We start from the raw sequence: 25,454 nt of genomic DNA on the forward strand, positions 1-25,454 counted from the left end.
GGCGCCCGAGAGCCCGGGGCTCCCGAGAGCCCGGGGCACATCCTGCGCACGAGCACCGTGGCGGCGGCGTAGCGTCCCGCCCACCGACCGAGGAGGAGCAGTGGCGCTGAGCAAGGGCGACAAGGTGACGTGGAAGACGTCGCAGGGCGACACGAACGGCCACGTGGTCGAGAGGCGCCTCGATCCGTTCGAATTCGACGGGCAGAAGTTCAACGCCTCGCACGACGAGCCGTACTTCATCGTGCAGTCGGACAAGACCGACGCGAAGGCCGCCCACAAGGAGTCGGCTCTCACGAAGAAGAGCTGAACGAAGAAGAGCCGAGCCGCCGCACACGCGGGTTGGCCGACACGGCGACGACCGCCGCGGCGACGAGCGCGGCCAGGATCGCGAGAGCGAGCGGCGCTCCCACCAGGTCGTACAGCGGACCGATCACCATCTGGCCGATCGGCATGCCCGCGAGGGCCGCCACCGTCAGGCACGCGTAGACCTGCGTCCGCAACGCGCGCGGCACGAGCAGTTGCACCGTCGTGTCGACGGACACCGTGAAGACCTGCAGCCCCGTGCTGGCCGCGAAGAGCGCCAGGCTCAGCCAGAAGAACCAGTGCAACGGGTCGACCACGCCCCGAGGAAGCTGCAGGATCAGCGCGAGCACCACCAGAGGCAGCCCCATTCCTCCTGCGACGACCGCCGCTCGAGGCAGACGGATGCGCGCCCGCAGACGACCGGCGATCGTGGCGCCGACGATCAGCCCCACGGTCTGGACGGCACCGGCGAGGCCCCAGGGCGTCCGCCCGAACGAGTCGTCGGCCGCGAACGGGCCGAGCACCTGCACGCCCCCCGCGAAGGCCAGCTGGCCGACGAACACCAGGGTCAGGCAGGCGAGAAGCCACTTCGTCCGCACCACGAAGGCGAGGCCGTCGGCGAGATCGCGTGTGAACGACCGGCCGCGGATCGAGCCGATCACTCGCCTCGGCAGGGCCGCGAACGCCGCGACGGCGAAGGTGAAGGCCAGCGAGCCGACCGCGAGGGCGACCTCGGGGGTCGCGAAGCCGACGAGGATGCCACCGCCTGCGATTCCGACGACGAGCCCGATGTTCATGCCGGTCCGGTTGAGCACGGTGGCCGCTCGGGTCAGCGGTTCGCCCACCACATCGCACAGCACCGCGTTCGTCGCGGACGCGAAGAACGCCGCACCCGCACCGCTCACCGCTGCGGCGACTGCCAGCAGCGGCAGGTCGGCCAGCCCTGTCGCGAGCAGCCCGGCGGCGCCGGCGAGCCCGACCGCCGACAGGATCGACGCGCCCATCGCCACCGTGCGCTTCGGCAGTCTGTCGGAGACGGCCCCCCCGAACAGGATCAGCACCACGTTCGGCACCGCGCGGCTCGCCACGACGACGCCGAGCTCGACCGGGTCGGCGCCGAGGTCGATCGCCGCGAACGCGAAGGCGATGGGGCCCAGACCGCTTCCGATCCACGAGAGCAGGCGGCCCACCCAGAGCGCGCGAAAGGCGGGAAGGCGCAGCAGCGATCCGTTCATCGAGCGCCCGGCTGATCCACGGGCCGAGCCTACTCACGCGGCCCGTATCGTTGGATGCGTGAGCATCCACACCGGCCCCGGCGGCGCATCCCGGCAGGCGTCGGCCCCTGGCCACTATGCGAAGGGGCTGGCCAAGCGCGAGGCGATCCTCGATGCGGCCCTGCCCGTCTTCGGGCAGTCGGGTTTCCACGGGGCGTCGCTCCGCGAGATCGCCCGGCAGTGCGGGGTGTCGCACCAGTCGCTCATGCACTACTTCCCGACGAAGGAGGAGCTGCTGCTGGCCGTGGTGCGGCGTCGCGACGAACGGCTGAGGCGGCACTTCGGTGACGAGGGCGGCATGCGCCTGGCCGAGTTGGTCGAGCTCGCCGAATACAACCGCGACGTGCCGGGGGTCATCCAGCTCTTCAACACGGCGTCCGCCGAGGCGACGTCGCCCGAGCACCCCGCCCACGACTACTACGCCGACTTCTACCACCGCATCGTCGCCTCGACGAGCGCCTCGCTCGCCGTGGCCGAACGCCACGGGCTCCTCGCTCCGGGGTTCACGGCCGAAACGGCGGTCCGCGTCGTGCTCGCTGTGCAGGACGGCCTGCAGCTGCAGTGGCTCTACGATCGCGATGCGGTGCACGTGGCCGAGTCGATGCGCCTCGTGATCCGCACGATAGTGACCGTGCCGCTCGACGAGCTCGATGCGCTGGCGGTATCCGACGCAGAGGCCGATGCCGCGACCGGCGCAGCGGGCCGACAGGATGCCGACGAGGCCGTGTAAACAACAGGTTTCAATCCTTGCCACCCGGCAAACTCCGATCGTATCCTTGCCGCATGGCAGACATTGAGACGGTCCCCATCGTCGTCGACCCCGCATCTCAGACCCTCCCGGCCCTCCCAGCCACCGCGACCCCGCCGATCCCGGCCGCGCTCGCCGACGAGGCGGTTGCCCTCGCGCGCTCCTGGGCGGCGGAGGCCACGCACGCACCGAGCACGAAGTCGGCCGAGCTGCTCGCCCAAGTGCTGAAGGCCGAGTCGGGCCTGGCCTTCACGATCGGTTTCGTCGACCGGGTCGTGCGCCCCGAAGACCTCGGCGTCGCGGCACGGAACCTCTCGCACCTCGCGTCCGGCGTCCCGGCCTTCCTGCCGTTGCCCATGCGCGCGGCCGTCCGCGTCGGCGGCGCTCTCGCCCCGGCCCTCCCCGGCACCGTCGTGCCGATCGCCCGTCGCGTGCTGCGCGGCATGGTGGGCCACCTCATCGTCGACTCTCGCCCCGACAAGCTCGGCGCGGCCATCCAGACGCTCAAGAAGCACGGCACCCGACTCAACCTCAATCTGCTCGGCGAGGCCGTTCTCGGCGATGCCGAGGCCGACCACCGTCTCGCGGGCACCACGGCCCTGCTCGAGCGCGACGACGTCGACTACGTGTCGATCAAGGTGTCGTCGATCGTGAGCCAGCTGTCGATGTGGGCGTTCGACGAGACCGTCGAGCGCGTCGTCTCGAAGCTCACTCCGCTCTACGAGATCGCCGCCCGCGCAGGCGTGCCGAAGTTCATCAACCTCGACATGGAGGAGTACCGCGACCTCGATCTCACCCTGACGGTGTTCATGGCGGTGCTCGATCAGCCGCAGTTGACGAGCCTCGAGGCCGGCATCGTGCTGCAGACCTACCTGCCCGACGCCCTCTCGGCGATGCAGCGTCTGAACGCCTGGGCGCAGCGCCGCGTCGACGCCGGTGGCGCCCCGGTCAAAGTCCGCGTCGTCAAGGGCGCCAACCTCGCCATGGAGCACGTCGACGCGGCCGTTCACGAGTGGCCCCTCGCCACCTACGACACCAAACAGGACAGCGACACCAACTACAAGCGCGTCCTCTCCTGGGCGATGACGCCCGAGCGAACGCGGGCGGTGCGCCTCGGCGTCGCGGGGCATAACCTCTTCGACATCGCGTTCGCGCACCTTCTCAGCCAGCAGCGCGGCGTCGCGTCGGCGGTCGAGTTCGAGATGCTGCTCGGCATGGCCGAGGGTCAGGCCGAGCTCGTCAAGAAGGCGGTCGGCGGGCTCCTGCTCTACACGCCGGTTGTGCACCCGCGCGAGTTCGACGTCGCAATCAGCTATCTGATCCGCCGCCTCGAAGAGAACGCGTCGCACGAGAACTTCATGTCGGCCGTCTTCGAGCTGGCGTCGAACGAGCGGCTGTTCGAGCGCGAGAAGGGGCGATTCCTCGCTTCACTCGCTGCCGTCCTGAGCCCGTCGGGCGGGGCTGACGCTCCGGCGCCGCACCGCGTGCAGTCGCGGACGACCGAGCAGCTCGCGCCGATCGAGACCGCCTTCCACAACACCCCCGACACCGACCCGGCACTGGCCGACAACCGTGAGTGGGGGCGCAGGATCCTGCGCTCGGTCCCCACCTCGACGCTGGGCACCGCGACGATCGAGGCCGCTCGCATCGACGCCGCAGACGCTCTCGAGAGCGAGGTGCAGGTCGCACTCGCGGCGGCACCCGCGTGGGCGGCCCTCGGCGGCTCGGGCCGGGCCGCCGTGCTGCGCCGTGCCGCCGTCGAGCTCGGCAAGCGTCGCGCCGACCTCATCGAGGTCGCCGCGTCCGAGACGGGTAAGACGATCGCCGAGGGCGACGTCGAAGTCAGCGAGGCGATCGACTTCGCAAACTACTACGCCACCCTCGCCGAAGAGCTCGACCACGTCGACGGCGCGGTCTACGAGGCGCCGTCGCTGATCGTGGTGACGCCGCCGTGGAACTTCCCCGTCGCGATCCCGACGGGCTCGACCGTCGCCGGCCTCGCGGCCGGTGCCTCCGTCATCGTCAAGCCGGCCGGGCAGGCGAAGCGCTGCGGCGCCGTGCTGGTCGAAGCGCTCTGGGCGGCGGGGGTGCCGCGCGAGGTGCTGCGCCTGGTCGACGTGGAGGAGGGCGATCTCGGCAAGCAGCTCGTCTCGCATCCTGCCGTCGATCGGGTGATCCTCACCGGGGCCTTCGAGACGGCCGAGCTGTTCCGCTCGTGGCGCCCCGACCTGCCGTTGCTCGCTGAGACGAGCGGCAAGAACGCGATCATCGTGACTCCGAGCGCCGACCTCGACCTCGCTGCCTCCGACGTCATCAAGTCGGCCTTCGGGCACGCGGGGCAGAAGTGCTCGGCGGCCAGTCTCGTGATCCTGGTGGGCTCGGTCGCTTCGTCCGAGCGGTTCCGTCGCCAGCTCGTCGACGCCGCGTCGAGCATGCGCGTGGGTCTGCCCTCCGACCCGACGACGCAGCTGGGCCCGATCGTCGAGCCCGCGCGGGGCAAGCTTCTGCGTGCGCTCACCACGCTGGCGCCCGGCGAGAGCTGGCTCGTCGAGCCGAAGCGGCTCGACGAGACCGGGCGGCTGTGGTCGCCTGGAGTCCGCGCCGGGGTCGCCCCCGGCAGCGACTTCCACCGCACCGAGTTCTTCGGGCCGGTGCTCGGCATCATGACTGCCGGGACCCTCGACGAGGCGATCGAGCTGCAGAACGCCACCGACTTCGGCCTCACCGCCGGCATCCACACGCTCGACAGCGCCGAGCTCGGCACCTGGCTCGACCGGGTCGAGGCGGGCAACCTCTACGTCAATCGCGGCATCACCGGCGCGATCGTGCGCCGACAGCCGTTCGGCGGCTGGAAGCGCTCGGCGGTGGGCGCGGGCGGCAAGGCCGGTGGGCCCAACTACCTGGTTCACCTGGGGTCGTGGTCACCCGCGCCCCTGGCCTCCAAGGCTCCGGCCGCCACTCTGTCGCCGCGTGTGCACTCGTTCGTCACGGCGTTCGAGGGCGCAGGAGGCGACGGCTCGCTCCGCACCGCAGCCGAAGCCGACGAGCGCGCCTGGTCGCGCACCTACGGCGCGTCGGCCGACGTCTCGCAGGTGGGTCTCGAGCGCAACGTGTTCCGCTACCGCCCGCTGCCCGTCACGGTTCGTCTGGCTGAAGGAGGGTCGCTCGACGACTTCGCTCGCACGCTGGCCGCAGGTCTGCGCGCCGGGGGAGAGCTGCCGATCAGCACGGCCGTCGAACTTCCCGCCGCAGTCGTCTCGGCCCTCGCCGGCCACCGTGTCACGCAGATCGACGACGCGGGCTTCCACGCCTCGGTGTCGCGCGGCGCCCTCACGACGCCCCGCATCCGTCTCGTCGGCCCCGCAGCGGCCCACGGGCGGCTCGCGGTCGCACTCAGAGGCGATCCGTCGGTCGCCGTCTTCGCGGCCCCCGTGACGCCCGCACCCCGCCTCGAGCTCCTCCCGTACCTGCGCGAGCAGGCCATCGCCGTGACGGCCCATCGCTTCGGCAACCCCGACGCCTGGAGCGAGTCCGTTCTCTGATCCCTCGGTAGTGCGCAACTCGCCCCTCACTTTCTCGGTGACCGGCTGTTTGTGCACTACCTCCGGGCGGCCTCGGTAGGCTCGGGGCGTGAAGATCGCGCGCTTTTCCAGTCCTGATGAAGACCCTCGATTCGGCGTCGTCGACGGCGAAGACCTTGTGGTGCTGGCCGGCGACCCCATGTTCGCCGGCTACGAGACGACGGGTGAGCGCGTCCCGATGCGGGGCGTGAAGATCCTGGCGCCGGTGATCCCCCGCTCGAAGGTGATCGGCATCGGGCTGAACTACTACGACCACGCCGACGAGATGGGCCAGGAGGCACCGGAGTTCCCGGTCGTCTTCCTCAAGCCGAACACCACCGTCATCGGCCCGGGCGACGCCATCCAGATCCCGCCGGTCGAGGGCCGGATCGACCTCGAGGGTGAACTGGCCGTCGTCATCGGCAGCATCGCCAAGAAGGTGCGCGCCGAAGACTACGCAGACGTCGTCTTCGGGTACACGATCGCCAACGACGTCACCGCGCGCACCGTTCAAGAGTCCGACGGCCAGTGGACTCGAGCCAAGAGCTACGACACCTTCTGCCCCCTCGGCCCGTATATCGAGACGGAGTTCGACTGGACGGACGCCAGGATCACGTCCCGAGTCGACGGCGAGGTGCTGCAGCGCGAGACGACGCAGCAGATGATCCACAAGATTCCCGAGCTCGTCGCATACGTCAGTGACATCTTCACCCTGCTGCCGGGTGACGTGATCCTGACGGGGACACCGTCGGGCGTCGGCCCGTTCCGCGCCGGCCAGACCGTCGAGATCGCGATCGAGGGCCTCGGATCCCTGATCAGCACGGCGCGCGACCGCGACTGAGGCCTTGTCGTTCGGCAACACGTGCCGCGCGACACGCCCGGGATACGGCCGAGATTTGCCCGATGGCCGTCTCACCCGTAGTGTTTCCTCTTGTCAGCCCAAAGGAACGGAAACGGGCCGGGTGCGAAAGCAACCGAGCCAACCTTCCTCAAGTGGTGGCATCCTCCCCTTGATTCCCTCTTGCCGGTCGAATCGAATGTGGTTAGGATTGCAAGTCCGTCACCTCGCCAGCCCAGCTGGCGTGCAACTCTCCCCGGAGAGTTGAAGTCGAGTGGATTACAGCTCTCGAGCTGAATTGACTTGGCCCGCCGAGGTGGCTACGGTATCAAAGTTGCCTCCGACGAAGTCCTGCTGGTCAGGGTGGGTTTGGGGTGCGTTTGGTCCTTGAGAACTCAACAGCGTGCACATTGTCAAATGCCAATTTATACCTCGGCATCTGGGTTTACTGTTTCTCCTTTGGAGTTGTGGTGTCTGGGTGTTGGGTTTCTTTGAGATTGAATGGACAACAATCGTCAGATTGTTTTGTTCTTTTGGTCAGCATCAAACTTGCTGCCATCTGCTTTTGGGTGGGTGGTGGTGTTTTTCTTTTACGGAGAGTTTGATCCTGGCTCAGGACGAACGCTGGCGGCGTGCTTAACACATGCAAGTCGAACGATGATCCCCAGCTTGCTGGGGGGATTAGTGGCGAACGGGTGAGTAACACGTGAGTAACCTGCCCTTGACTCTGGGATAAGCGTTGGAAACGACGTCTAATACCGGATATGACCCCTACCGGCATCGGTTGGGGGTGGAAAGATTTTTTGGTCAAGGATGGACTCGCGGCCTATCAGGTAGTTGGTGAGGTAATGGCTCACCAAGCCGACGACGGGTAGCCGGCCTGAGAGGGTGACCGGCCACACTGGGACTGAGACACGGCCCAGACTCCTACGGGAGGCAGCAGTGGGGAATATTGCACAATGGGCGAAAGCCTGATGCAGCAACGCCGCGTGAGGGATGACGGCCTTCGGGTTGTAAACCTCTTTTAGTAGGGAAGAAGCGAATGAATTTATTCTGAGTGACGGTACCTGCAGAAAAAGCACCGGCTAACTACGTGCCAGCAGCCGCGGTAATACGTAGGGTGCAAGCGTTGTCCGGAATTATTGGGCGTAAAGAGCTCGTAGGCGGTTTGTCGCGTCTGCTGTGAAATCTGGGGGCTCAACCCCCAGCCTGCAGTGGGTACGGGCAGACTAGAGTGCGGTAGGGGAGATTGGAATTCCTGGTGTAGCGGTGGAATGCGCAGATATCAGGAGGAACACCGATGGCGAAGGCAGATCTCTGGGCCGTAACTGACGCTGAGGAGCGAAAGCATGGGGAGCGAACAGGATTAGATACCCTGGTAGTCCATGCCGTAAACGTTGGGAACTAGATGTAGGGGCCATTCCACGGTTTCTGTGTCGCAGCTAACGCATTAAGTTCCCCGCCTGGGGAGTACGGCCGCAAGGCTAAAACTCAAAGGAATTGACGGGGGCCCGCACAAGCGGCGGAGCATGCGGATTAATTCGATGCAACGCGAAGAACCTTACCAAGGCTTGACATATACCGGAAACGTCCAGAGATGGTCGCCCCGCAAGGTCGGTATACAGGTGGTGCATGGTTGTCGTCAGCTCGTGTCGTGAGATGTTGGGTTAAGTCCCGCAACGAGCGCAACCCTCGTTCTATGTTGCCAGCACGTTATGGTGGGAACTCATAGGAGACTGCCGGGGTCAACTCGGAGGAAGGTGGGGATGACGTCAAATCATCATGCCCCTTATGTCTTGGGCTTCACGCATGCTACAATGGCCGATACAAAGGGCTGCAATACCGTAAGGTGGAGCGAATCCCAAAAAGTCGGTCTCAGTTCGGATTGAGGTCTGCAACTCGACCTCATGAAGTCGGAGTCGCTAGTAATCGCAGATCAGCAACGCTGCGGTGAATACGTTCCCGGGCCTTGTACACACCGCCCGTCAAGTCATGAAAGTCGGTAACACCCGAAGCCGGTGGCCCAACCCCTTGTGGGAGGGAGCTGTCGAAGGTGGGATCGGTGATTAGGACTAAGTCGTAACAAGGTAGCCGTACCGGAAGGTGCGGCTGGATCACCTCCTTTCTAAGGAGCATGCACCAGCCCCGCGGACTGTACTTTGCGTACATCCAGTCACGGGGATCAACTGGTCAAGTCACACTGCAGCGAATGTCTGTGGGTGGCGCTCATGGGTGGAACATTGACAGTGGCCTTCGAAGCGAAGGTCTTGTGCTTAGTACGGCTTCTTCGGGGGTTTGGAACGGTGTGAGGCTGGGTGTTTGGGGGCGTGCACGTTGTTGGGTCCTGAGGGACCGAACCAGCCGGCTGCGTAGAGCAGTTGTTTGGTTGAACTCCTCTGACGGACCAGGTTCGAGGGCATTTATTGCCGGTTGTTCCTGGGTCCGCCCGTTTTTTGAGAACTACACAGTGGACGCGAGCATCTTATGTGCTTGCCGGCGACAGGCTTTCGGGTCTGGAGTGAGGTGAGTATGTGAGTGCAATTTCTTCCCCAGCAGCGTGTCTGTTGGGGTAACGAGATAACACTGATTTACCGCGTCATGTCGGGCCTCTTCGGGGGTGCGTTGTGGCGTGGTTCTTTGTGGTCAAGTTTTTAAGAGCAAACGGTGGATGCCTTGGCATCTGGAGCCGAAGAAGGACGTAGAAATCTGCGATAAGCCTCGGGGAGCTGATAATCGAGCTGTGATCCGAGGGTCTCCGAATGGGGAAACCCCGCTAGGGCGCGTGCGTACCTGGTGACTCCCGCCTGAATATATAGGGCGGGTAGAGGGAACGTGGGGAAGTGAAACATCTCAGTACCCACAGGAAGAGAAAACAACAGTGATTCCGTGAGTAGTGGCGAGCGAAATCGGAAGAGGCTAAACCGGTCATGTGTGATAGACGGCGGTCGTTGCGTGGTCGGGGTTGTGGGACATGTCGTCCTGTTCTGCCGGACAGGAGCAGTTACAGCGCATTATAGGCGAACCGGATTGAAAGCCGGGTCATAGAGGGTGCCAACCCCGTAGCCGAAATGGTGTTGCTGGCTGGACGTGGATCCCAAGTAGCACGGGGCCCGAGAAATCCCGTGTGAATCTGTCAGGACCACCTGATAAGCCTAAATACTCCCAGATGACCGATAGCGGACAAGTACCGTGAGGGAAAGGTGAAAAGTACCCCGGGAGGGGAGTGAAATAGTACCTGAAACCGTTTGCTTACAAACCGTTGGAGCCTCCTTAGTAGGGGTGACAGCGTGCCTTTTGAAGAATGAGCCTGCGAGTTAGCGATATGTGGCGAGGTTAACCCGTGAGGGGTAGCCGTAGCGAAAGCGAGTCTGAATAGGGCGATTCAGTCGCATGTCCTAGACCCGAAGCGAAGTGATCTATCCATGGCCAGGTTGAAGCGACGGTAAGACGTCGTGGAGGACCGAACCCACTTCAGTTGAAAATGGAGGGGATGAGCTGTGGATAGGGGTGAAAGGCCAATCAAACTTCGTGATAGCTGGTTCTCTCCGAAATGCATTTAGGTGCAGCGTTGCGTGTTTCTTGCCGGAGGTAGAGCTACTGGATGGCCGATGGGGCCCAAAAGCTTACTGACGTCAGCCAAACTCCGAATGCCGGTAAGTGAGAGCGCAGCAGTGAGACGGTGGGGGATAAGCTTCATCGTCGAGAGGGAAACAACCCAGACTACCAACTAAGGTCCCTAAGCGTGTGCTAAGTGGGAAAGGATGTGGAGTTGCAGAGACAACCAGGAGGTTGGCTTAGAAGCAGCCACCCTTGAAAGAGTGCGTAATAGCTCACTGGTCAAGTGATTCCGCGCCGACAATGTAACGGGGCTCAAGCACACCACCGAAGTTGTAGATTTCGTATTTTTGACAGGCCTTCGTGGTCCAGTCGTACGGAGTGGTAGGAGAGCGTCGTGTGGCGAGTGAAGCGGCGGTGGAAACCAGCCGTGGACGCTACACGAGTGAGAATGCAGGCATGAGTAGCGAAAGACGGGTGAGAAACCCGTCCTCCGAAAGACCAAGGGTTCCAGGGCCAGGCTAATCCGCCCTGGGTAAGTCGGGACCTAAGGCGAGGCCGACAGGCGTAGTCGATGGACAACGGGTTGATATTCCCGTACCGGCGAAGAACCGCCCAAGATAATCCAGTGGTGCTAAGAGTCCTAACCCGGCTGAGTGGATCCCTTCGGGGTGATGCCGGCCGGTCTAACGCTCGACCCCATGCTGGTGCGTTTAGCGTATTAACAGGTGTGACGCAGGAAGGTAGCTGAGCCAGGCGATGGTATCCGTAAGGTGAACCTGGTGTAAGGATGTAGGGCTGACGATAGGCAAATCCGTCGTCAATGATGCTTGAGATCCGATGCGTACCCCGATTGGGGGAATTCAGTGATCCTATGCTGCCGAGAAAAGCATCGACGCGAGGTTCTAGCTGCCCGTACCCCAAACCGACTCAGGTGGTCAGGTAGAGAATACCAAGGAGATCGAGAGAATCGTGGTTAAGGAACTCGGCAAAATGCCCCCGTAACTTCGGGAGAAGGGGGGCCGGAACCGTGAACGGATTTACTCCGGGAGCGGGAAAGGCCGCAGAGACCAGTGGGAAGCGACTGTTTACTAAAAACACAGGTCCGTGCCAAGTCGCAAGACGATGTATACGGACTGACGCCTGCCCGGTGCTGGAAGGTTAAGAGGAACGGTTAGCCGCAAGGCGAAGCTGAGAATTTAAGCCCCAGTAAACGGCGGTGGTAACTATAACCATCCTAAGGTAGCGAAATTCCTTGTCGGGTAAGTTCCGACCTGCACGAATGGCGTAACGACTTCCCAGCTGTCTCAACCGCGAACTCGGCGAAATTGCACTACGAGTAAAGATGCTCGTTACGCGCAGCAGGACGGAAAGACCCCGTGACCTTTACTACAGCTTGGTATTGGTGTTCGGAGTGGCTTGTGTAGGATAGGTGGGAGACGGTGAAGCTCGGACGCTAGTTCGGGTGGAGTCATTGTTGAAATACCACTCTGGTCACTTTGGATATCTAACTACGAACCGTGATCCGGTTCTGGGACAGTGCCTGGTGGGTAGTTTAACTGGGGCGGTTGCCTCCTAAAAAGTAACGGAGGCGCCCAAAGGTTCCCTCAACCTGGTTGGCAATCAGGTGTCGAGTGTAAGTGCACAAGGGAGCTTGACTGTGAGACTGACAAGTCGAGCAGGGACGAAAGTCGGGACTAGTGATCCGGCAGTGGCTTGTGGAAGCGCTGTCGCTCAACGGATAAAAGGTACCTCGGGGATAACAGGCTGATCTTGCCCAAGAGTCCATATCGACGGCATGGTTTGGCACCTCGATGTCGGCTCGTCGCATCCTGGGGCTGGAGTAGGTCCCAAGGGTTGGGCTGTTCGCCCATTAAAGCGGTACGCGAGCTGGGTTTAGAACGTCGTGAGACAGTTCGGTCCCTATCCGCTGCGCGCGTAGGAAATTTGAGAAGATCTATCCCTAGTACGAGAGGACCGGGATGGACGAACCTCTGGTGTGTCAGTTGTTCTGCCAAGAGCACCGCTGATTAGCTACGTTCGGAACGGATAACCGCTGAAAGCATCTAAGCGGGAAGCCGGCTTCGAGATGAGATTTCCATCCCCTTCGGGGGGAGAGGCTCCCAGCTAGACTACTGGGTTGATAGGCCGGATGTGGAAGCGAGGACTAACGACTCGTGGAGCTGACCGGTACTAATAAGCCGATAACTTGACAACACCCCAACCCCTTCGTTCTGCGGGTTGGGCGGTGATGTTCGCGTCCACTATGTGGTTCCCGGAAAACGGTCGGACCGACCGTTGCACGGAACAGAAAACACAACAGAATCAGAAAATACAACAGAAGACAGAGCTATGTGTCGTGTGAACGACGCAGCCTGGAACACAGACTTCGTACCGGCGCACCGCGCACGTTACGACCTAGTGTTTCGGCGGCCATAGCGAGAGGGAAACGCCCGGTCACATTCCGAACCCGGAAGCTAAGACTCTCAGCGCCGATGGTACTGCAAGGGGGACCTTGTGGGAGAGTAGGACACCGCCGGACTCACCTTCGCTCCACCAACTGGTGCAGCACCAGCAAAGGCCACCCCACACGGGTGGCCTTTTCTGCGTTTAACCTGCAGCTTCGGTGGAGACCGCGAACGGTAGGATTGACGGCGATGTCTGCCTCCTTCACGACCGCGACCGGCGCCGACGTGCGCGTCCGGTTCTGCCCGTCGCCCACCGGTACACCCCACGTCGGCCTGATCCGAACTGCCCTTTTCAACTGGGCCTACGCGCGCCACACCGGCGGCAAGCTGGTCTTCCGCATCGAAGACACCGACGCCGCGCGCGACAGCGAAGAGAGCTACCACCAGATCATCGACGGCCTGCACTGGCTCGGCATCGACTGGGACGAAGGGGTCGAGGTCGGTGGTCCCTTCGCGCCGTATCGCCAATCGGAGCGGCACGACATCTACCAGGGCGTCATCGCGCAGCTGAAGGAGCGCGGCCTCCTCTACGAAAGCTTTGTCACGCCCGACGAGATGGAAGCACGCAACGTCTCCAACGGGCGCGACGCCAAGCAGGGCTATGACAATTTCGAGCGTGAGCTCAGCGACGAGCAGAGGGCGGCGTATCGGGCGGAGGGCCGGGCGCCGGCTCTGCGTCTTCGAGTGCCCGACCGCGACCTCAGCTTCGACGACCTGGTGCGGGGCCCCATCACCTTCCCCGCCGGATCCTTCACCGACTTCGTCGTGGTGCGGCCCAACGGCATTCCGCTCTACACGTTCGTGAACCCCGTCGACGACGCCCTGATGGGCGTCACGCACGTGCTGCGCGGCGAGGACATCCTGTCGTCGACCCCCCGCCAGATCGCCCTCTACGAGGCGCTCTACGAGATCGGTATCGCGAAGTTCATTCCGCGCTTCGGTCACCTGCCCTATGTGATGGGCGACAAGAACAAGAAGCTGTCGAAGCGCGACCCCGAGTCGAATCTCTTCCTGCACCGCAGCAACGGCATGATTCCCGAGGGTCTGGTCAACTACCTCGCGCTGCTCGGCTGGTCGTTGAGCCACGATCGCGACGTGTTCTCGATCGACGAGATGGTGGCGGCATTCGACGTGGTCGACGTCAACCCCAACCCGGCGCGCTTCGACGAGAAGAAGGCCGAGTCGATCAACGGCGACCACATCCGCCTGCTCGAGTCCGCCGACTTCGCCGGCCGCCTCGTGCCGTACCTCGACGGGATCGTCGCGAACCCGCCGACGCCCGCGCAGCAGGCGATTCTGATCGCGGCCGCACCGCTGGTGCAGGAGCGCATGCAGCTGCTCGGCGAGGCGCCCGGCATGCTCGGCTTCCTGTTCACGAGCGACGACGACCTCGTGTACGAAGACGACGCGCTGAAGACTCTCGGCGAGAACGCCGGCGACGTGCTGCGTGCCTCGGTCGAGGCCGTGTCCGCGGCGGGCGAGTGGACGCACACCGCGCTCGAAGAGGCGCTCAGGGGTGCGCTCGTCGAGGGCCTGGGGCTCAAGCCTCGAGTGGCCTTCGGCCCCCTTCGAGTCGCTGTGTCAGGCCGCAGGGTGAGCCCTCCTCTCTTCGAGTCGATGGCGATCCTGGGCCGGGAGTCGACCGTGGCCCGCCTCGAGAAGCTGGCAGCGAGGGTGTGAGCGGCACCGCCGACACCTACGACGTCGCCGTCGTCGGAGGAGGGCCCGCCGGCTTGAGCGCAGCCCTCAACCTCGTGCGGGCGCGCCGACGCGTGCTGCTGATCGACAGCAACCGCCCCCGCAACTCGGCGACTCTGATGTCGCACGGCTTCCTCACCCGCGACGGCATCTCGCCGCTCGAGCTGCGTCGGCTGGGCCGCGACGAGTTCTTGGGCTACGAGGGCGCCGAGCACCGTACGACACTGGCTCAGAAGGTTACACGCGCCGAAGACGGCTATGTGATCGAGTGCGCGATGCGAAACAAGGCCAGCTCGGCGACTGCGCGCACCGTGCTCGCCGCCACCGGCCTTCATGAGACGCTGCCGACCATCGAGGGCCTCCGCGCCTTCTACGGCACGGCCATCCACAGCTGCATCGAATGCGACGGCTACGACAAACGCGACCAGGCCCTCGCCGTCATCGGCGAGCACGACGACCTCGCCGAGCGGGCAGTGCTGCTCTCGCAGTGGAGCGACGACCTCATCGTCTTCACCAACGGCGTCGACATCGTCAGCCGCGGCGACGAAGAAGCCCTCGAAGCCCGAGGCATCACGACCGACCGACGCACCATCTCGTCCATCGAAGGCGACCGCGACGGTCTCACCGGCATCCGCCTGGCCGACGGCGACGTCGTCCCCCGCCAGGGCGGTTTCGTGCGGCCCGCCTGGTCGAGCGAACTCGGCTACCTCGACACGCTCGCCCCCGATCTCGACATCGACGGCCTGCTCGTCGCCGACAGCCACGGGCGCACCAGCGTGCCCGGCCTCTACGTCGCCGGTGAATCCGCAGCCCCAGGCCCCCAACAGCTGATCGTGGCCGCAGGATCCGGGGCACGCACCGCCGCGACCATCAACCGCGACCTCGTCGGCGGCATTCGAGACCTCGCGGATGCTGTACAGTAGACACTCGGTTCGGTAACGAGTCGCGAGGCTGAGATGTTCTGCATATCAGTTTTGGGGTATGGTGTAATTGGCAACACGACTGATTCTGGTTCAGTTGTTCTTGGTTCGAGTCCAGGTACCCCAGCCATTCGGTTCCCCGTGTCCTTCCTTCGGAAGGAGCGGGGAATCGCTGTCTGTGTCGATTGGTCGGCTCCGCCGACATGCGGCTGCAGCAGGGCAGCCAATGTTCTCCCGCCGCATCGAGTTGTTCGGTTGGGGGTGCGGCTTCGCTTTGCTCGCCGCGCGCCGGCTCCGCCGATATGCGGCTTCGCTTCGCTCGCCGCGCGCTCCCGGCGGCCGACGCCGCAGCGCCGGCCGAACGCTGGCCGTGGGCTGTCGATCATCTCGGCTGACATCCGGGGGGTCGGCTTCCGCCATATGATTTCGGCTGTGCCAGGAGACACGCCGCAGCGGGAGCGGATAGGGTGCCGGGCATGAGCAGCCGTGGGCCGAAGCCGTACCTGTTGATGCCAGGGAGCGCGCGGGCAGCGCTCGAGTTCTGGGGCCGGGTCTTCGGCGGCGAGGTGACCGTGTACACCCTGGCGGAGTTCGGGCGCGAGGACGGGCCCGCCGAGGCGGTCGCGCACGGGATCCTGGCCGGGGACGTCGAGCTCTACGCCGCCGACGCGACGGGCGACGACAAGCCCTTCGCCGGGGAGGGGGTGCTGTTCTCGCTGCTCGGCATCGCCCCGCGAGAGGTGCTGCATCGGTGGTTCGACGCGCTGGGCGACGGGGGCACGGTGCTCGACCGGCTGCAGGTGCGGCCGTGGGGTGCCTCCGACGGGCAGGTGCGCGATCGGTTCGGCGTGACCTGGCTCATCGGCTACGAAGCCGAAGAAGGCTAGGGAGACGGGGCCGCGTACCAGGCGGCCAGGCGGGCGAAGCCCTCGTCGAGCGAGACGGCAGGACGCCAGTCGAGGTCGTGCCGGGTGCGTCGCTGGTCGAACCAGTGCGACGTCGAGAGCTGCTCGGCGAGGAAGCGTGTCATGGGCGGCTCGTCGAGCCCCGGTCTGACGCTCCAGATCCGTTCGATCAGCGATCCGGCGCCCCGAGCGAGGCCCGCCGGCACGCTGAGCCGGGGCGGTGTCACACCGGCCGCGCGGCAGATGCCGGCGAGCAGTTCGGCGACGGGCCGTGGCTCGCCGTTCGTCAGCACGTAGGCGTTGCCGTGCACTGTCTCCGCCCGAGCGAGCGCCTGCGCGACGCCCGACGCGGCGTTGTCTATGTAGAGGGTGTCGATGAGGGTCCGGCCGTGGTCGAGCAGCGGCAGGCGGCCGCGCCGTGCACGGTCGACGATCCGCCCGATCAGCTGGGTGTCGCCTGGGCCCCAGACGAGGTGCGGGCGGACTGCCACGGTGGCGAAGCCGGGGCGATCAGCGGCGAGGGCCAGGAGTTCGGCCTCGGCCTTGGTCCGGGCGTAGTCGCCGCGGGCCCGCGCCGGGTCGGCCGGGTCGGCATCGGCTCCCGAGATCGACGAGCCCGCGTGGGCGACCGACGGCGAGGACACGAAGACGAAGCGGGAGACACCGACATCGGCAGCGGTCTTCAGCAGGTGGGCTGTGCCGCCGACGTTGACGATGCGGAACTCCCCGGGGTCGCCGGCGAGCGACACCCGCGCGGCCAGGTGCACAACGGAGTCCACGCCGTCGAGCGCGCGAGAGACCGCGGCCGGTTCGGTGAGCGACCCCGTGGCATCCTGCGCCCCTTCGACGCCCGAGGGGCGACGCTGGAAGGTGCGGACGTCGTGTCCGCGCGTGACGAGCTCGGCCGCGACTGCGCCGCCGAGAAGGCCGCTGGCGCCCGTCACGAGGGTGGTCACGCCGGTCGGCCCGGGTTCTCGCCGCGCAAGAGGCGGCTCGCCCAGGCGGCCAGGCCCGAGCGGTCGATCTTCGAGTTGTGGCGCACGTCGGTGGGTAGCCGAGGCACCAGGATCACGGCGGCGAGGGGAACGCCCGCGGCGGCGCGGATCGAGGCGGCGAGGCTCTCGCCGGCCAACTGCACCCGAGACGAGGGCGGGCTGGTCTCGGCCACCACGACGACCTGCTGGGTGCCGGAGGGGCCGACACCGACGGCAGCCGCGCGGGCGACACCGGACGCCGACTCGGCGCCCTGCTCGACGGCGACGGGCGTGACGACGCCGTCGGCCGTGGTGATGACGTGGGGGAGGCGCCCTTCGACCCAGAGCCGACCAGCCCGGTCGAGGTGGCCGACGTCGCCGGTGCGATGCCAGCGCTCGCCGGGACGAGCCCCGCTGACGCGGCGGCTGGCACGATCGGTCAGCCAGAGGCGGTCGTAGTGGTCCATCACGTGCGGGGCCGCGACGACGATCTCGCCGGTCAGATCGGGCGACTCGGTCAGCGCGCCGGTGGCGTGGCCGTCGGCGTCCAGGGCGCTGACACGGATTCTCACTCCTGCCGCGGCGCGACCGACGCAGACGCCGCCGCCGGATCGGGCAGCATCGCCGGGTGCGGACGCGGCCACCGCGTGGATCTCGTCGAGGGTGACGTCGGTCATCAGCAGGCCCTCGGTCATTCCGTAGGGCGTGTGCGCTGTCGCATTCGGCATCAGGCGTGCAGCCGCCTCGACGAGAGGCGGTGCGACCGGAGCGCCGGCCGAGAGGAAGGTGCGCACCCCGTCGAGCGCCTCGAGGTCGGCCGGCGACAGGGCACCCGATGTCGCGACCACGTTGGCGACAGCGGCGGGCGATAAGAAGATCACTGTCGCCCGGGCCTCGTGCGCTGCGGCGGCCACCGCGGTCGCCGAGAGCGTGGAGGGCTTCGTGACGTCCATGTCAGGGTCACCGAGCGGGCGCCGAGGGCCGGCCCGAGCAGGGCGAACGGTGCGAACCCGGCGACGAGCCCCGTGTCGGGCCCCACGTCGTAGGTCGCCGAGAGCAGGTCTCGCACGGCCTCGAGTTGCGCGTGCGTGTAAGCGACCCCCTTGGCCGGGCCGGTCGACCCCGACGTGAACAGGATGGCGGCGAGATCGTCGACTGACGGCGCAGCGGGCACGGGATGCTGGGCAGCGGCGCCGAGCGAGGCGATCTCGGGCAGCGAGTGCGCCACACCGAGCGAGCGCGCCACGGCCGGGGCCAGGGTGCGCGTCGAGATCTTCTGGCCGGGCCAGCCAAGGGCTCGCGCCGCCGTGAGGCCGGGCAGCTCTCCGATGAGGTGGCGGGGCCAGGATCCGCGGACCGCTCTCGTCAGCCCTCTCACCCGAGCCCGGCGTCGGCGACGACGACCACGGCCCCGATGCGGAGGCACGCGTACAGCACGGCGGTGAGGTCGGCCCCGGGCGGCACCAGCAACGACACCCGGTCACCGTGCTCGACGCCGACAGCCCGGAGGCCCGCCGCCAGCCGCGCGACCTGGTGCGACAGAGCGTGCCACGTCACGGCTCGGGGCATCGACGAACGGGTGCCCCGAGGGGCCATCTCGACCAGGGCGGTGTCGCGGCTGTCGCGGCGCTCGTCGAGGAAGGCCCAGAGTCGACGCGACGCGGCCTCGTCGACCTGGTGGGGCGCAGGATCCTGATGCCCCGCCTCGTCGGCGCCGGCCCCGTCGCCGAAGCGGTCGCCTAGCCAGGTGAGCGCAGCGGAGGCGAAGTCGACGTCTTCGGCCACGAAGTGCCCGGCGCCCTCGTAGCGGTGTACGTCGGCGTGCGGCAGCCGGCCGACGAGGTCGTCGAGGTAGCGATCGGAGAAGATCGGGTCGCGCGGGCCCCACAGCATCAGCGCCGGCACCGTGAGCGTGCGGAGCGACTCGGCGATGCGCCGCCGCTCGGGCTCGCTCGGGTGGCCTTTGTCGGTGGGGATGTCGGCGACGAAGCCGCCGATGCCGCCGCGGCGTTCGGCGCCGCGGTAGGGCGCGCGATAGGCCTCTTTGACGTCGAGGGGCAGCGCGGGATGCGCGAGCGCGAGCGTCGTCTCGAGGAAGGCCGGTGTCGAGACGGTCGCCTGCCCGAGCACGCCCCGACTCAGCGCGAAGCGGAGCGGGGCCGGGATCTGTGAATCGGACGGCTGGTTGACCGCCGTGTTGAGCAGCATCACGCCTGCGAGCTGCTCGGCATGGTCGACGGCCCAGCCGAGCGAGATGACGCCGCCCCAGTCGTGGCCGAAGGTGACGACCGGGCCGTCGAGGCCGAGCGAATCGGTGAGATCGGTGAGATCGCCGACGCGCAGGGTGAGGTCGCGTTCGACCCCCGTGCGCTCGGAGAAGCCCATGTCGAGCTGGTCGACTGCGATGACGCGCCAGGCGGCGCCGCCCGTGAGGGCCTGCTCGGTGGCTCCCGAGACGAGGGATCGCCAGAGGTACGACCAGGTCGGGTTGCCGTGCACGCAGAGCACGGTGCCCCGGGCGTCGATGCCGGCCTCGTCGAGCGCCGCCTGGTTGTCGACGACGTGCCAGGTGCGGCCGGAAGCTTCGACCAGTCGGGAGAACCGCCGGTCGAGGCCGGGCAGTCCCGTCGGCGGCAGAGACGCGGGCGCTGGAGCCCGGCTTGCGGCCGGCAGGCGCGAGGTCACCAGGCCAGCTCGGTCATGGCGGTGTTGATGCCCGACCCGACTCCCATCAGCAGCACCCGGTCGCCCTTCGAGAGGGTGGCCTTCTCTTCGACGAGGGTGATCGGGATCGAAGCGGAGCCGACGTTGCCGAGGGTCGGATAGGTGACCGGCACGAGTGCCCGGTCGATGCCGGCCGACTTGACGAAGTCGGCGGTGTGGATGTCGGAGACCTGGTGCATGACATAGCGGTCCATGTGGGCCCAGTTCCACTCGGTCTTGGCATCCGTCCAGGCCTGCACGACGAGCTCCATTCCGTGCTTGAGCAGACCCTTGGCGTCGGTGAACATGCCGTTGACGGTGCCGACGCAGAGGTCGTTGTACTGGCTGGCCGAGCGCGTGATGCCGCCGACGATGCGGTGCCCCTCGGGGTGCCGGTCGGCTCGGCCGAGGACGGCCGCCGCCGCACCCGACCCGAGGGTGAGGCTGGCGAACTCGCTCATGAAATCTTTGCGGGCGATGTCGCCGTGCAGCAGGCGATCGACCGTGTTGGTCTGGACGTCGTCGAAGTCTTCGCCGTCGATGATGACCGCGTAGTCGACCTGGCCGGCGTCGATGAGCGTGGCTGCGAGGTTCATGCCGTTGACGAAGCCGAGGCAGGCGTTCGCGATGTCGAAGTTGAGAGCGGCCGACCCGAGACCCAGGCCGTCGTGCAGGTGCACGGCGACGCTCGGCTCGAGGTTGCGGCGCGTGATCGACGTGTTGATCAGGAGGCCCACCTGGTCGGCGCGGATGCCGGCCTCGGCGAGGGCGCGCTTGCCGGCGTCGATGGCCGCCTTCTCGAAGGTCTGCGTGGCGCCCCAGTTGCGACGCTCGATCACCCCGGCGACTCGCTGGAGAAGGCCCTTCGGCAGCTTGAGCCGCTTGAGGACGGGTTGGAGTAGACGGTCGAGATCGTCGGATGTCGTGACACGGTCGGCGAGAGTGCTCGTCACCGACAAAAGAGCCACATTCTTGTGTCTCGTCGTTGCATTGCCGTCCAACGGATCTCCCTGTCGAATTGTGCTCGGGTGCCTTTGTAGCCCCTCGAGTTTACGACCGGTTCAACTGGACATGTGCCGCGCGTGTGTGTGCCCATTATGCCCCGATGAGCATATGGGCGGGTTGTCGCCGGTGGCGCTACTTCTTCGCCTTCGGCGGCGTGAACTCGAAGTGCCACGCCTCGCCGAAGGAGTTGCCGATCGGGAACCAGCCGAATGTCGGGCCGTTCTTGTCGGCCCACTTCTTCTGAGCGCTGCCCGCCGTCTGCACGCCCGACGAGAAATCGATGGCGAGGGCCCAGCCGTGCACCGAGGTGCCCGGGGCTGCGGCAACCGACTGGCCCTTGTTCAGAGTCCAGTACAACCCCGCCCAGAAGACGCTGCCGGCCACCTTGTTCTTGTGGGGCGTGTAGCGCGACTCGAAGATCGAGAGCTGCTGCTTGAGGGGGCGGTAGCCCTGCGTGACGGAAAGCGGCTTGTGGAAGGCCGACTGGAAAGCGGCCGCCATGGAGTTGTACGCGACGGCGGCGTCGGCGCGCACGTGCGAGCCGTCGGCGACCGGAGCGAGACGGGACGTCGGGATGTTGCCGTTCGTGAAGCCGCCCCAGGCGTCGGGCTGCTGGTACGCGGCCGCATTCGCCTGGTCGGGGAGGGCTAGTGCGGCCCCTGTCAGGCCGACGGCGAGAGCAGCGGCAGCCCCGGTCAGGAAGGTGCGGCGGGAGGCAAGAGCAGGGGTTCTCGTGGTCAATGAGGACATGCGTCGACCCTCGCATCATCCTTCCGGATGATCTGCCCCCAGACCGGGTCTCCCCAGTCCGGGGGCAGTGCGGCGTGGCGGCTTGATTCGGGCGTGGGTCAGGGCCTGCCGGCGGTCACCATGATCGCGTTTCAGGGAGCTTGCGGATGTCGCAGGAGAGTTGGGAACCTACGGAATCAATGGGGCCGACTGCGGGACTTGAACCCGCAACCTGCTGTTTACAAGACAGCTGCGCTACCAATTGCGCCAAGTCGGCAAGTGGCCCCAGTCTACGGGAAGCTCCGCGAGGGCTTAGGCTTGTCGTAGTAATCGGAGTGAACGAGGAGTCCTGTTGTCCAACATCATCATCGCCGTGCTCGCCATCGCGCTGTTCATCTTCGGCTTCCTCTGCTTCGGGTTCGCCTTCCAGGTGCCCGAGGCGTGGCGCTACCTGACCTTCCTCGGCGGCATCCTCGCCTGCACGGCGGCGCTCTTCGTGCCGATGACCTTCATCGGGCGCAGCAACCGCAGCTGGTAACAGCCTCCAGTCGCTTCGGCGCCGGCCCGCACGCCTCAGAGCGAGGTGACGAACCGCTCGGCGTCGATCGTCTTGCGAGGCTTCTCGTCGTCTCGAACGGGCTCTCCGACATAGAGCCAACCGAGCAGCTTCTCGCCGGGCGCTAAACGGTGCGCTGCGGCGACCTCGGGTGATCGAGTCCAGATGCCGGTGCGCCACAGCACGCCCCACCCGGCCTCGTCCAGCAGCAGGCTCAGCAGGTGCGCGACGCCCGAGGCTACGGCCTCCTGCTCCCACTCGGGCACCTTGCGGCTCTCGCGGGGCGAGAGCACGACGGCGACCAGAAGGGGTGCCCGAAGCGGCTTGAGCGCGAGCTTCGCGGCAGCGTCGCCCTCGGCGCCGCCGGCCGCAGCGATCGCGTGGCCCACGTCGAGACGGGCGTCGCCGCGCACCTCGATGATGCGCCACGGCTGCAGACCAGAGTGGTCGGCGACAGTGCCGGCCGCCTGCACCAGCTCGACGAGTTCGGCATGCGACGGCGCCCTCTCGGCCACCTTCGAACGCGAACGCCGACGAAGCGCTGCCGCGCGCACCGGAGACGGTGCGCGCGGCGGTGGCGTCACCGAATCGTCGGTCACTCGGCCGCGGGCTCGAACGTGAGCGACAGGCTGTTCATGCAGTAGCGGTCGCCGGTCGGCGTGCCGAACCCGTCGGGGAAGACGTGGCCCAGGTGCGAACCGCAGTTGGCGCAGCGCACCTCTGTGCGAGCCATGCCGAGCGAGTCGTCTTCGATGAGCTCGACCGCGTCGGGGTTCACCGACTCGTAGAACGACGGCCAGCCGCAGTTCGAGTCGAACTTCGTTCCGCTCTTGAACAGTTCGGCGCCGCAGGCGGCACACGCGTACAGACCGGAGCGCGACTCGTCGAGCAGCTCGCCCGTCCACGGGCGCTCGGTGGCCGCCTGGCGAAGCACGGCGAACTCCTCAGGGCTGAGCTCCTCGCGCCACTCGGCGTCCGACTTCTCGACCTTGTATTCCACAGGGTTCTCCTTCGTTTGCGGGGCGACCCGATGGTCTCGGGGCCCACATCATTCAACACGCATCCGGCCCGGTTGATTCCGTGAGTCGGCCCCATGCCGGCCGTACGTCGACCGTAGGCTCGCCGCATGACGACGGCCGGACGATTCGCCGACTTCGCCGAGGCCGCGGCACTCGGTGGCTCGCCGGTCTACGCGGAGTGGGCGACGGGAATGGCGCAGGATGCCGAGCTGGTCGCCCTCGTCGACCGGGCCCGGGCGTCGCAGCGCCAGCCCGTTCTCGTCTTCGCGGTGGCTCGCCTCTTGGGGGCGCCTCTCGGATCGTTCGACGAGCTGCGGTCGTGGCTGCGAGGCCACGCCGACGACTTGGTGGCCGAGCTCGACCGCCGACACACGCAGACGAACGACGTGCGCCGAGTCGGGCCGATCGCGTGGGCGCTTTCTCGCATCCTGCCGCCTGGCGCTCTCGAGACCGATGCCGTGCCGCCCGTCGCCCTGCTCGAAGTCGGGGCATCGGCGGGGCTCGGCCTCTACCCCGACCGCTTCGACGTGCGCGTCGGCTCGGCGCGCCTCGGCGACCCGTCGAGCGTGGTCCGCGTCACCGTCGCTGTCGAGGGGGCGCAGGATGCCCTCGCTCACGTCGGTCGCATCCCTCCCGTCGCCTTTCGCGCGGGCCTCGACCTCGCGCCTCTCGATGTCCGCGACGAGGCCGCCATGCAATGGCTCGAGACGCTGCTGTGGCCGGGGCAGGTCGACCGTGTCGCCCTCCTCCGGGCCGCCGCCGACGTGGTCCGGCGAGAGCCGCCGACGCTGCTCATCGGCGACGCCGTGGACGCGCTGGGAGACCTCGTCGCGCTGGCTCCGGCCGGCACCGTGCCCGTCGTCGTCACGGTCGGCACGCTCGTCTACCTGCCGGGTGCTCGGCGCCAGGCATTCGTCGACACGGTCGCGGCGCTGGGCGTGCGGTGGATCTCGTACGAACGGACGGGGTTGCTGACGAGGGTGCACGCGACCCTCCCGCATCCTGAAATCGCCGACGGCTGGTTCGCGACGCTCGCCGTCGACGGTCGCGCCATCGCCGTCGGCGACGCGTACGGCCGACGATTGCACCTGCTGACGTAGCGCAGCCTCGTCGACGCCGGGCGTGCCTTCCCGGCGCTCACCCCTGCCCGCCCTAGGATTCCAAAGACTGCAGAGGCGGGCGATGAGAGACGACAGGGCGAACGAGCTGACGGAGCAGGATCGCAGGATCCTCGACTTCGAGCAGCGCGCACCCGTCGCGGTCTCCCGCAAGGAGGCAGCGATTCGCACGGAATTCGGCCTGACCGGGCCGAGATATCAGCAATTGCTCGGTTGGCTCATAGAAAAACCCGGTGCACTGGCGTACGCGCCCATGCTCGTCGGGAGGCTCCTGCGCCTTCGCGACACCCGAGCCGAGGCGCGCAGTGCCCGCAGCTTCGGGCGCTGACCCGAAGCCCACGACGGAAGACCACCACATCCATGGCCAAGTTCCCGCCCGACCGGTTCGACGGCGTCCCTGAATCGCCCCTGCGCGTCGGTGCGCACCGTTCGGGCGTCAAGCGGCACGGCGGCTGGATCGTCTTCGCCTGGGCGGCGCTGGCCTGCCTCGTCCTGGTCGGCATCGGCGTGGCCGTGCTCAAGATCACCGACAGCAACAACCAGTTCCACGACACCTCGACGACCGCGCCGAGCATCTCGGCGACGCCCGGCAGCTCGTCGGGCACCCCGTCGCCCGGCGCATCGACCTCGACGACGCCCACGGTCGCCCCGACGCCGACGCCCCTTCTCGACCCGTCCCAGATCAACTCGGCGGTGACCACCATCACGGTCCTGAACTCGACGAAGACGGCAGGCCTCGCGGCCAACGCCGGCGGCGCCCTGAAGAACGGCGGCTGGGTCGTCGGCAACGAGGGCAACGCGACGACCGAGGTGCCGACGTCCGTCGTCTACTACGACTCGTCGGCGGCCGACAACGAGTCGATCGCCCTCGGCATCGCCAAGACCCTCGGCATCTCGCAGGTGCAGCAGAGCACCGCCTTCCCGAGCTCGACGATCACCGTCGTGCTGGGCAGCGATTACGTCTCCAAGTAACGTCAAACCGCGCGTCAGGTTACGGCCGTGTTAAAAGCGGCTGATCCAGGCTCTCCGAGTCGATTTTTTACCGCCGAGGGAGGGATTTCGGGGTCGTTCTTCATTACTA

General features: G+C 66.5%; 17 protein-coding genes, 2 tRNA genes, 3 rRNA genes and 1 pseudogene. 15 read left to right on the top strand and 8 right to left on the bottom strand.

Going from position 1 to position 25,454, the window contains the following annotated elements; all coding sequences use genetic code 11:
• Positions 1 to 100 precede the first annotated feature (100 nt).
• Entirely contained in the window at positions 101 to 307 is a 207-nt protein-coding gene (locus AX769_RS06940) for a DUF2945 domain-containing protein (RefSeq protein ID WP_066277487.1), read from the top strand.
• On the opposite strand, the gene AX769_RS06945 is transcribed toward AX769_RS06940, so the two are convergent.
• A complete protein-coding gene (locus AX769_RS06945; protein ID WP_066277489.1) occupies positions 291 to 1,538 on the bottom strand; it encodes an MFS transporter in 1,248 nt (415 codons plus the stop codon). The genes AX769_RS06940 and AX769_RS06945 overlap by 17 nt on opposite strands.
• 58 nt (positions 1,539 to 1,596) lie before the next feature.
• On the opposite strand from AX769_RS06945, the gene AX769_RS06950 reads away from it, so the two are divergent.
• The 10 genes from AX769_RS06950 (at position 1,597) to AX769_RS06995 (ending at position 16,251) form a co-directional block, all read left to right on the top strand.
• A complete protein-coding gene (locus tag AX769_RS06950) occupies positions 1,597 to 2,307 on the top strand; it encodes a TetR/AcrR family transcriptional regulator (RefSeq protein WP_066277490.1) in 711 nt (236 codons plus the stop codon).
• 53 nt (positions 2,308 to 2,360) lie between these two features.
• On the top strand, positions 2,361 to 5,867 hold the full coding sequence (locus tag AX769_RS06955) for a bifunctional proline dehydrogenase/L-glutamate gamma-semialdehyde dehydrogenase (RefSeq protein ID WP_066277492.1): 3,507 nt from the start codon (positions 2,361 to 2,363) through the stop codon (positions 5,865 to 5,867).
• An 88-nt stretch (positions 5,868 to 5,955) separates the two neighbouring features.
• Positions 5,956 to 6,726 carry a fumarylacetoacetate hydrolase family protein gene (locus AX769_RS06960; protein WP_066277494.1) on the top strand — a complete coding sequence of 257 codons (771 nt, stop codon included), beginning with the start codon at positions 5,956 to 5,958 and terminating at the stop codon, positions 6,724 to 6,726.
• A 586-nt stretch (positions 6,727 to 7,312) separates the two neighbouring features.
• A 16S ribosomal RNA gene (locus tag AX769_RS06965) occupies positions 7,313 to 8,848 on the top strand.
• A 516-nt stretch (positions 8,849 to 9,364) separates the two neighbouring features.
• Positions 9,365 to 12,495, top strand: a 23S ribosomal RNA gene (locus AX769_RS06970).
• A 208-nt stretch (positions 12,496 to 12,703) separates the two neighbouring features.
• Positions 12,704 to 12,820: ribosomal RNA gene (rrf, locus tag AX769_RS06975) — 5S ribosomal RNA — on the top strand.
• The 16S, 23S and 5S rRNA genes sit together here, the layout of an rRNA operon.
• Positions 12,821 to 12,935: 115 nt before the next feature.
• A complete protein-coding gene (gene gltX / locus AX769_RS06980; RefSeq protein ID WP_066277501.1) occupies positions 12,936 to 14,426 on the top strand; it encodes a glutamate--tRNA ligase in 1,491 nt (496 codons plus the stop codon).
• Positions 14,423 to 15,367, top strand: a complete 945-nt coding sequence (locus AX769_RS06985; RefSeq protein ID WP_066277504.1) for an NAD(P)/FAD-dependent oxidoreductase — start codon at positions 14,423 to 14,425, stop codon at positions 15,365 to 15,367. Before gltX ends, AX769_RS06985 begins: the two co-directional genes overlap by 4 nt.
• Before the next feature lie 52 nt (positions 15,368 to 15,419).
• Positions 15,420 to 15,494, top strand: a tRNA-Gln gene (locus AX769_RS06990).
• Between the two features lie 346 nt (positions 15,495 to 15,840).
• Entirely contained in the window at positions 15,841 to 16,251 is a 411-nt protein-coding gene (locus AX769_RS06995; protein ID WP_066277506.1) for a VOC family protein, read from the top strand.
• On the opposite strand, the gene AX769_RS07000 is transcribed toward AX769_RS06995, so the two are convergent.
• The 5 genes and pseudogenes from AX769_RS07000 to AX769_RS07020 all read right to left on the bottom strand — a co-directional run bounded on the left by AX769_RS07000 (position 16,248) and on the right by AX769_RS07020 (position 21,957).
• The gene (locus AX769_RS07000; RefSeq protein WP_066277509.1) at positions 16,248 to 17,225 is read right to left on the bottom strand and encodes an NAD(P)-dependent oxidoreductase; all 978 of its coding nucleotides are present in this window, start codon (positions 17,223 to 17,225) and stop codon (positions 16,248 to 16,250) included. The genes AX769_RS06995 and AX769_RS07000 overlap by 4 nt on opposite strands.
• A pseudogene (locus AX769_RS07005) lies at positions 17,222 to 19,928 on the bottom strand (alpha/beta fold hydrolase). Before AX769_RS07005 ends, AX769_RS07000 begins: the two are co-directional and overlap by 4 nt.
• Positions 19,925 to 20,947, bottom strand: coding sequence for a 3-oxoacyl-ACP synthase III (locus tag AX769_RS07010; protein ID WP_066277511.1), 1,023 nt, complete (start codon positions 20,945 to 20,947; stop codon positions 19,925 to 19,927). Before AX769_RS07010 ends, AX769_RS07005 begins: the two are co-directional and overlap by 4 nt.
• A 136-nt stretch (positions 20,948 to 21,083) precedes the next feature.
• Positions 21,084 to 21,701, bottom strand: coding sequence for a M15 family metallopeptidase (locus AX769_RS07015; protein WP_082763542.1), 618 nt, complete (start codon positions 21,699 to 21,701; stop codon positions 21,084 to 21,086).
• 180 nt (positions 21,702 to 21,881) lie between these two features.
• Positions 21,882 to 21,957: transfer RNA gene (locus tag AX769_RS07020), tRNA-Thr, on the bottom strand.
• Between the two features lie 75 nt (positions 21,958 to 22,032).
• Between AX769_RS07020 and AX769_RS07025 the strand changes: the two genes are divergently transcribed.
• Positions 22,033 to 22,218, top strand: a complete 186-nt coding sequence (locus AX769_RS07025) for a hypothetical protein (RefSeq protein ID WP_066277515.1) — start codon at positions 22,033 to 22,035, stop codon at positions 22,216 to 22,218.
• Positions 22,219 to 22,253: 35 nt separating this feature from the next.
• Here the strand turns inward: AX769_RS07025 and AX769_RS07030 are convergent, their stop codons facing one another.
• Together AX769_RS07030 and msrB are read right to left on the bottom strand one after the other, a co-directional pair.
• The gene (locus AX769_RS07030; RefSeq protein ID WP_239451963.1) at positions 22,254 to 22,751 is read right to left on the bottom strand and encodes a nitroreductase family protein; all 498 of its coding nucleotides are present in this window, start codon (positions 22,749 to 22,751) and stop codon (positions 22,254 to 22,256) included.
• 80 nt (positions 22,752 to 22,831) lie between these two features.
• Positions 22,832 to 23,236, bottom strand: a complete 405-nt coding sequence (gene msrB, locus AX769_RS07035) for a peptide-methionine (R)-S-oxide reductase MsrB (protein ID WP_066277516.1) — start codon at positions 23,234 to 23,236, stop codon at positions 22,832 to 22,834.
• 126 nt (positions 23,237 to 23,362) lie between these two features.
• Between msrB and AX769_RS07040 the strand changes: the two genes are divergently transcribed.
• From AX769_RS07040 to AX769_RS07050, 3 genes are all read left to right on the top strand, one after another.
• Positions 23,363 to 24,355, top strand: a complete 993-nt coding sequence (locus AX769_RS07040) for a DUF2332 domain-containing protein (protein WP_066277521.1) — start codon at positions 23,363 to 23,365, stop codon at positions 24,353 to 24,355.
• Between the two features lie 82 nt (positions 24,356 to 24,437).
• On the top strand, positions 24,438 to 24,701 hold the full coding sequence (locus AX769_RS07045; protein WP_066277522.1) for a DUF3263 domain-containing protein: 264 nt from the start codon (positions 24,438 to 24,440) through the stop codon (positions 24,699 to 24,701).
• A gap of 32 nt (positions 24,702 to 24,733) precedes the next feature.
• Positions 24,734 to 25,345 (top strand): LytR C-terminal domain-containing protein, encoded by a 612-nt coding sequence (locus AX769_RS07050; RefSeq protein ID WP_066277523.1) that lies wholly within the window; start codon positions 24,734 to 24,736, stop codon positions 25,343 to 25,345.
• The last annotated feature ends 109 nt before the right edge of the window (positions 25,346 to 25,454 follow it).

It is taken from the genome of Frondihabitans sp. PAMC 28766 (genome assembly GCF_001577365.1).
Classification (GTDB): domain Bacteria; phylum Actinomycetota; class Actinomycetes; order Actinomycetales; family Microbacteriaceae; genus Frondihabitans.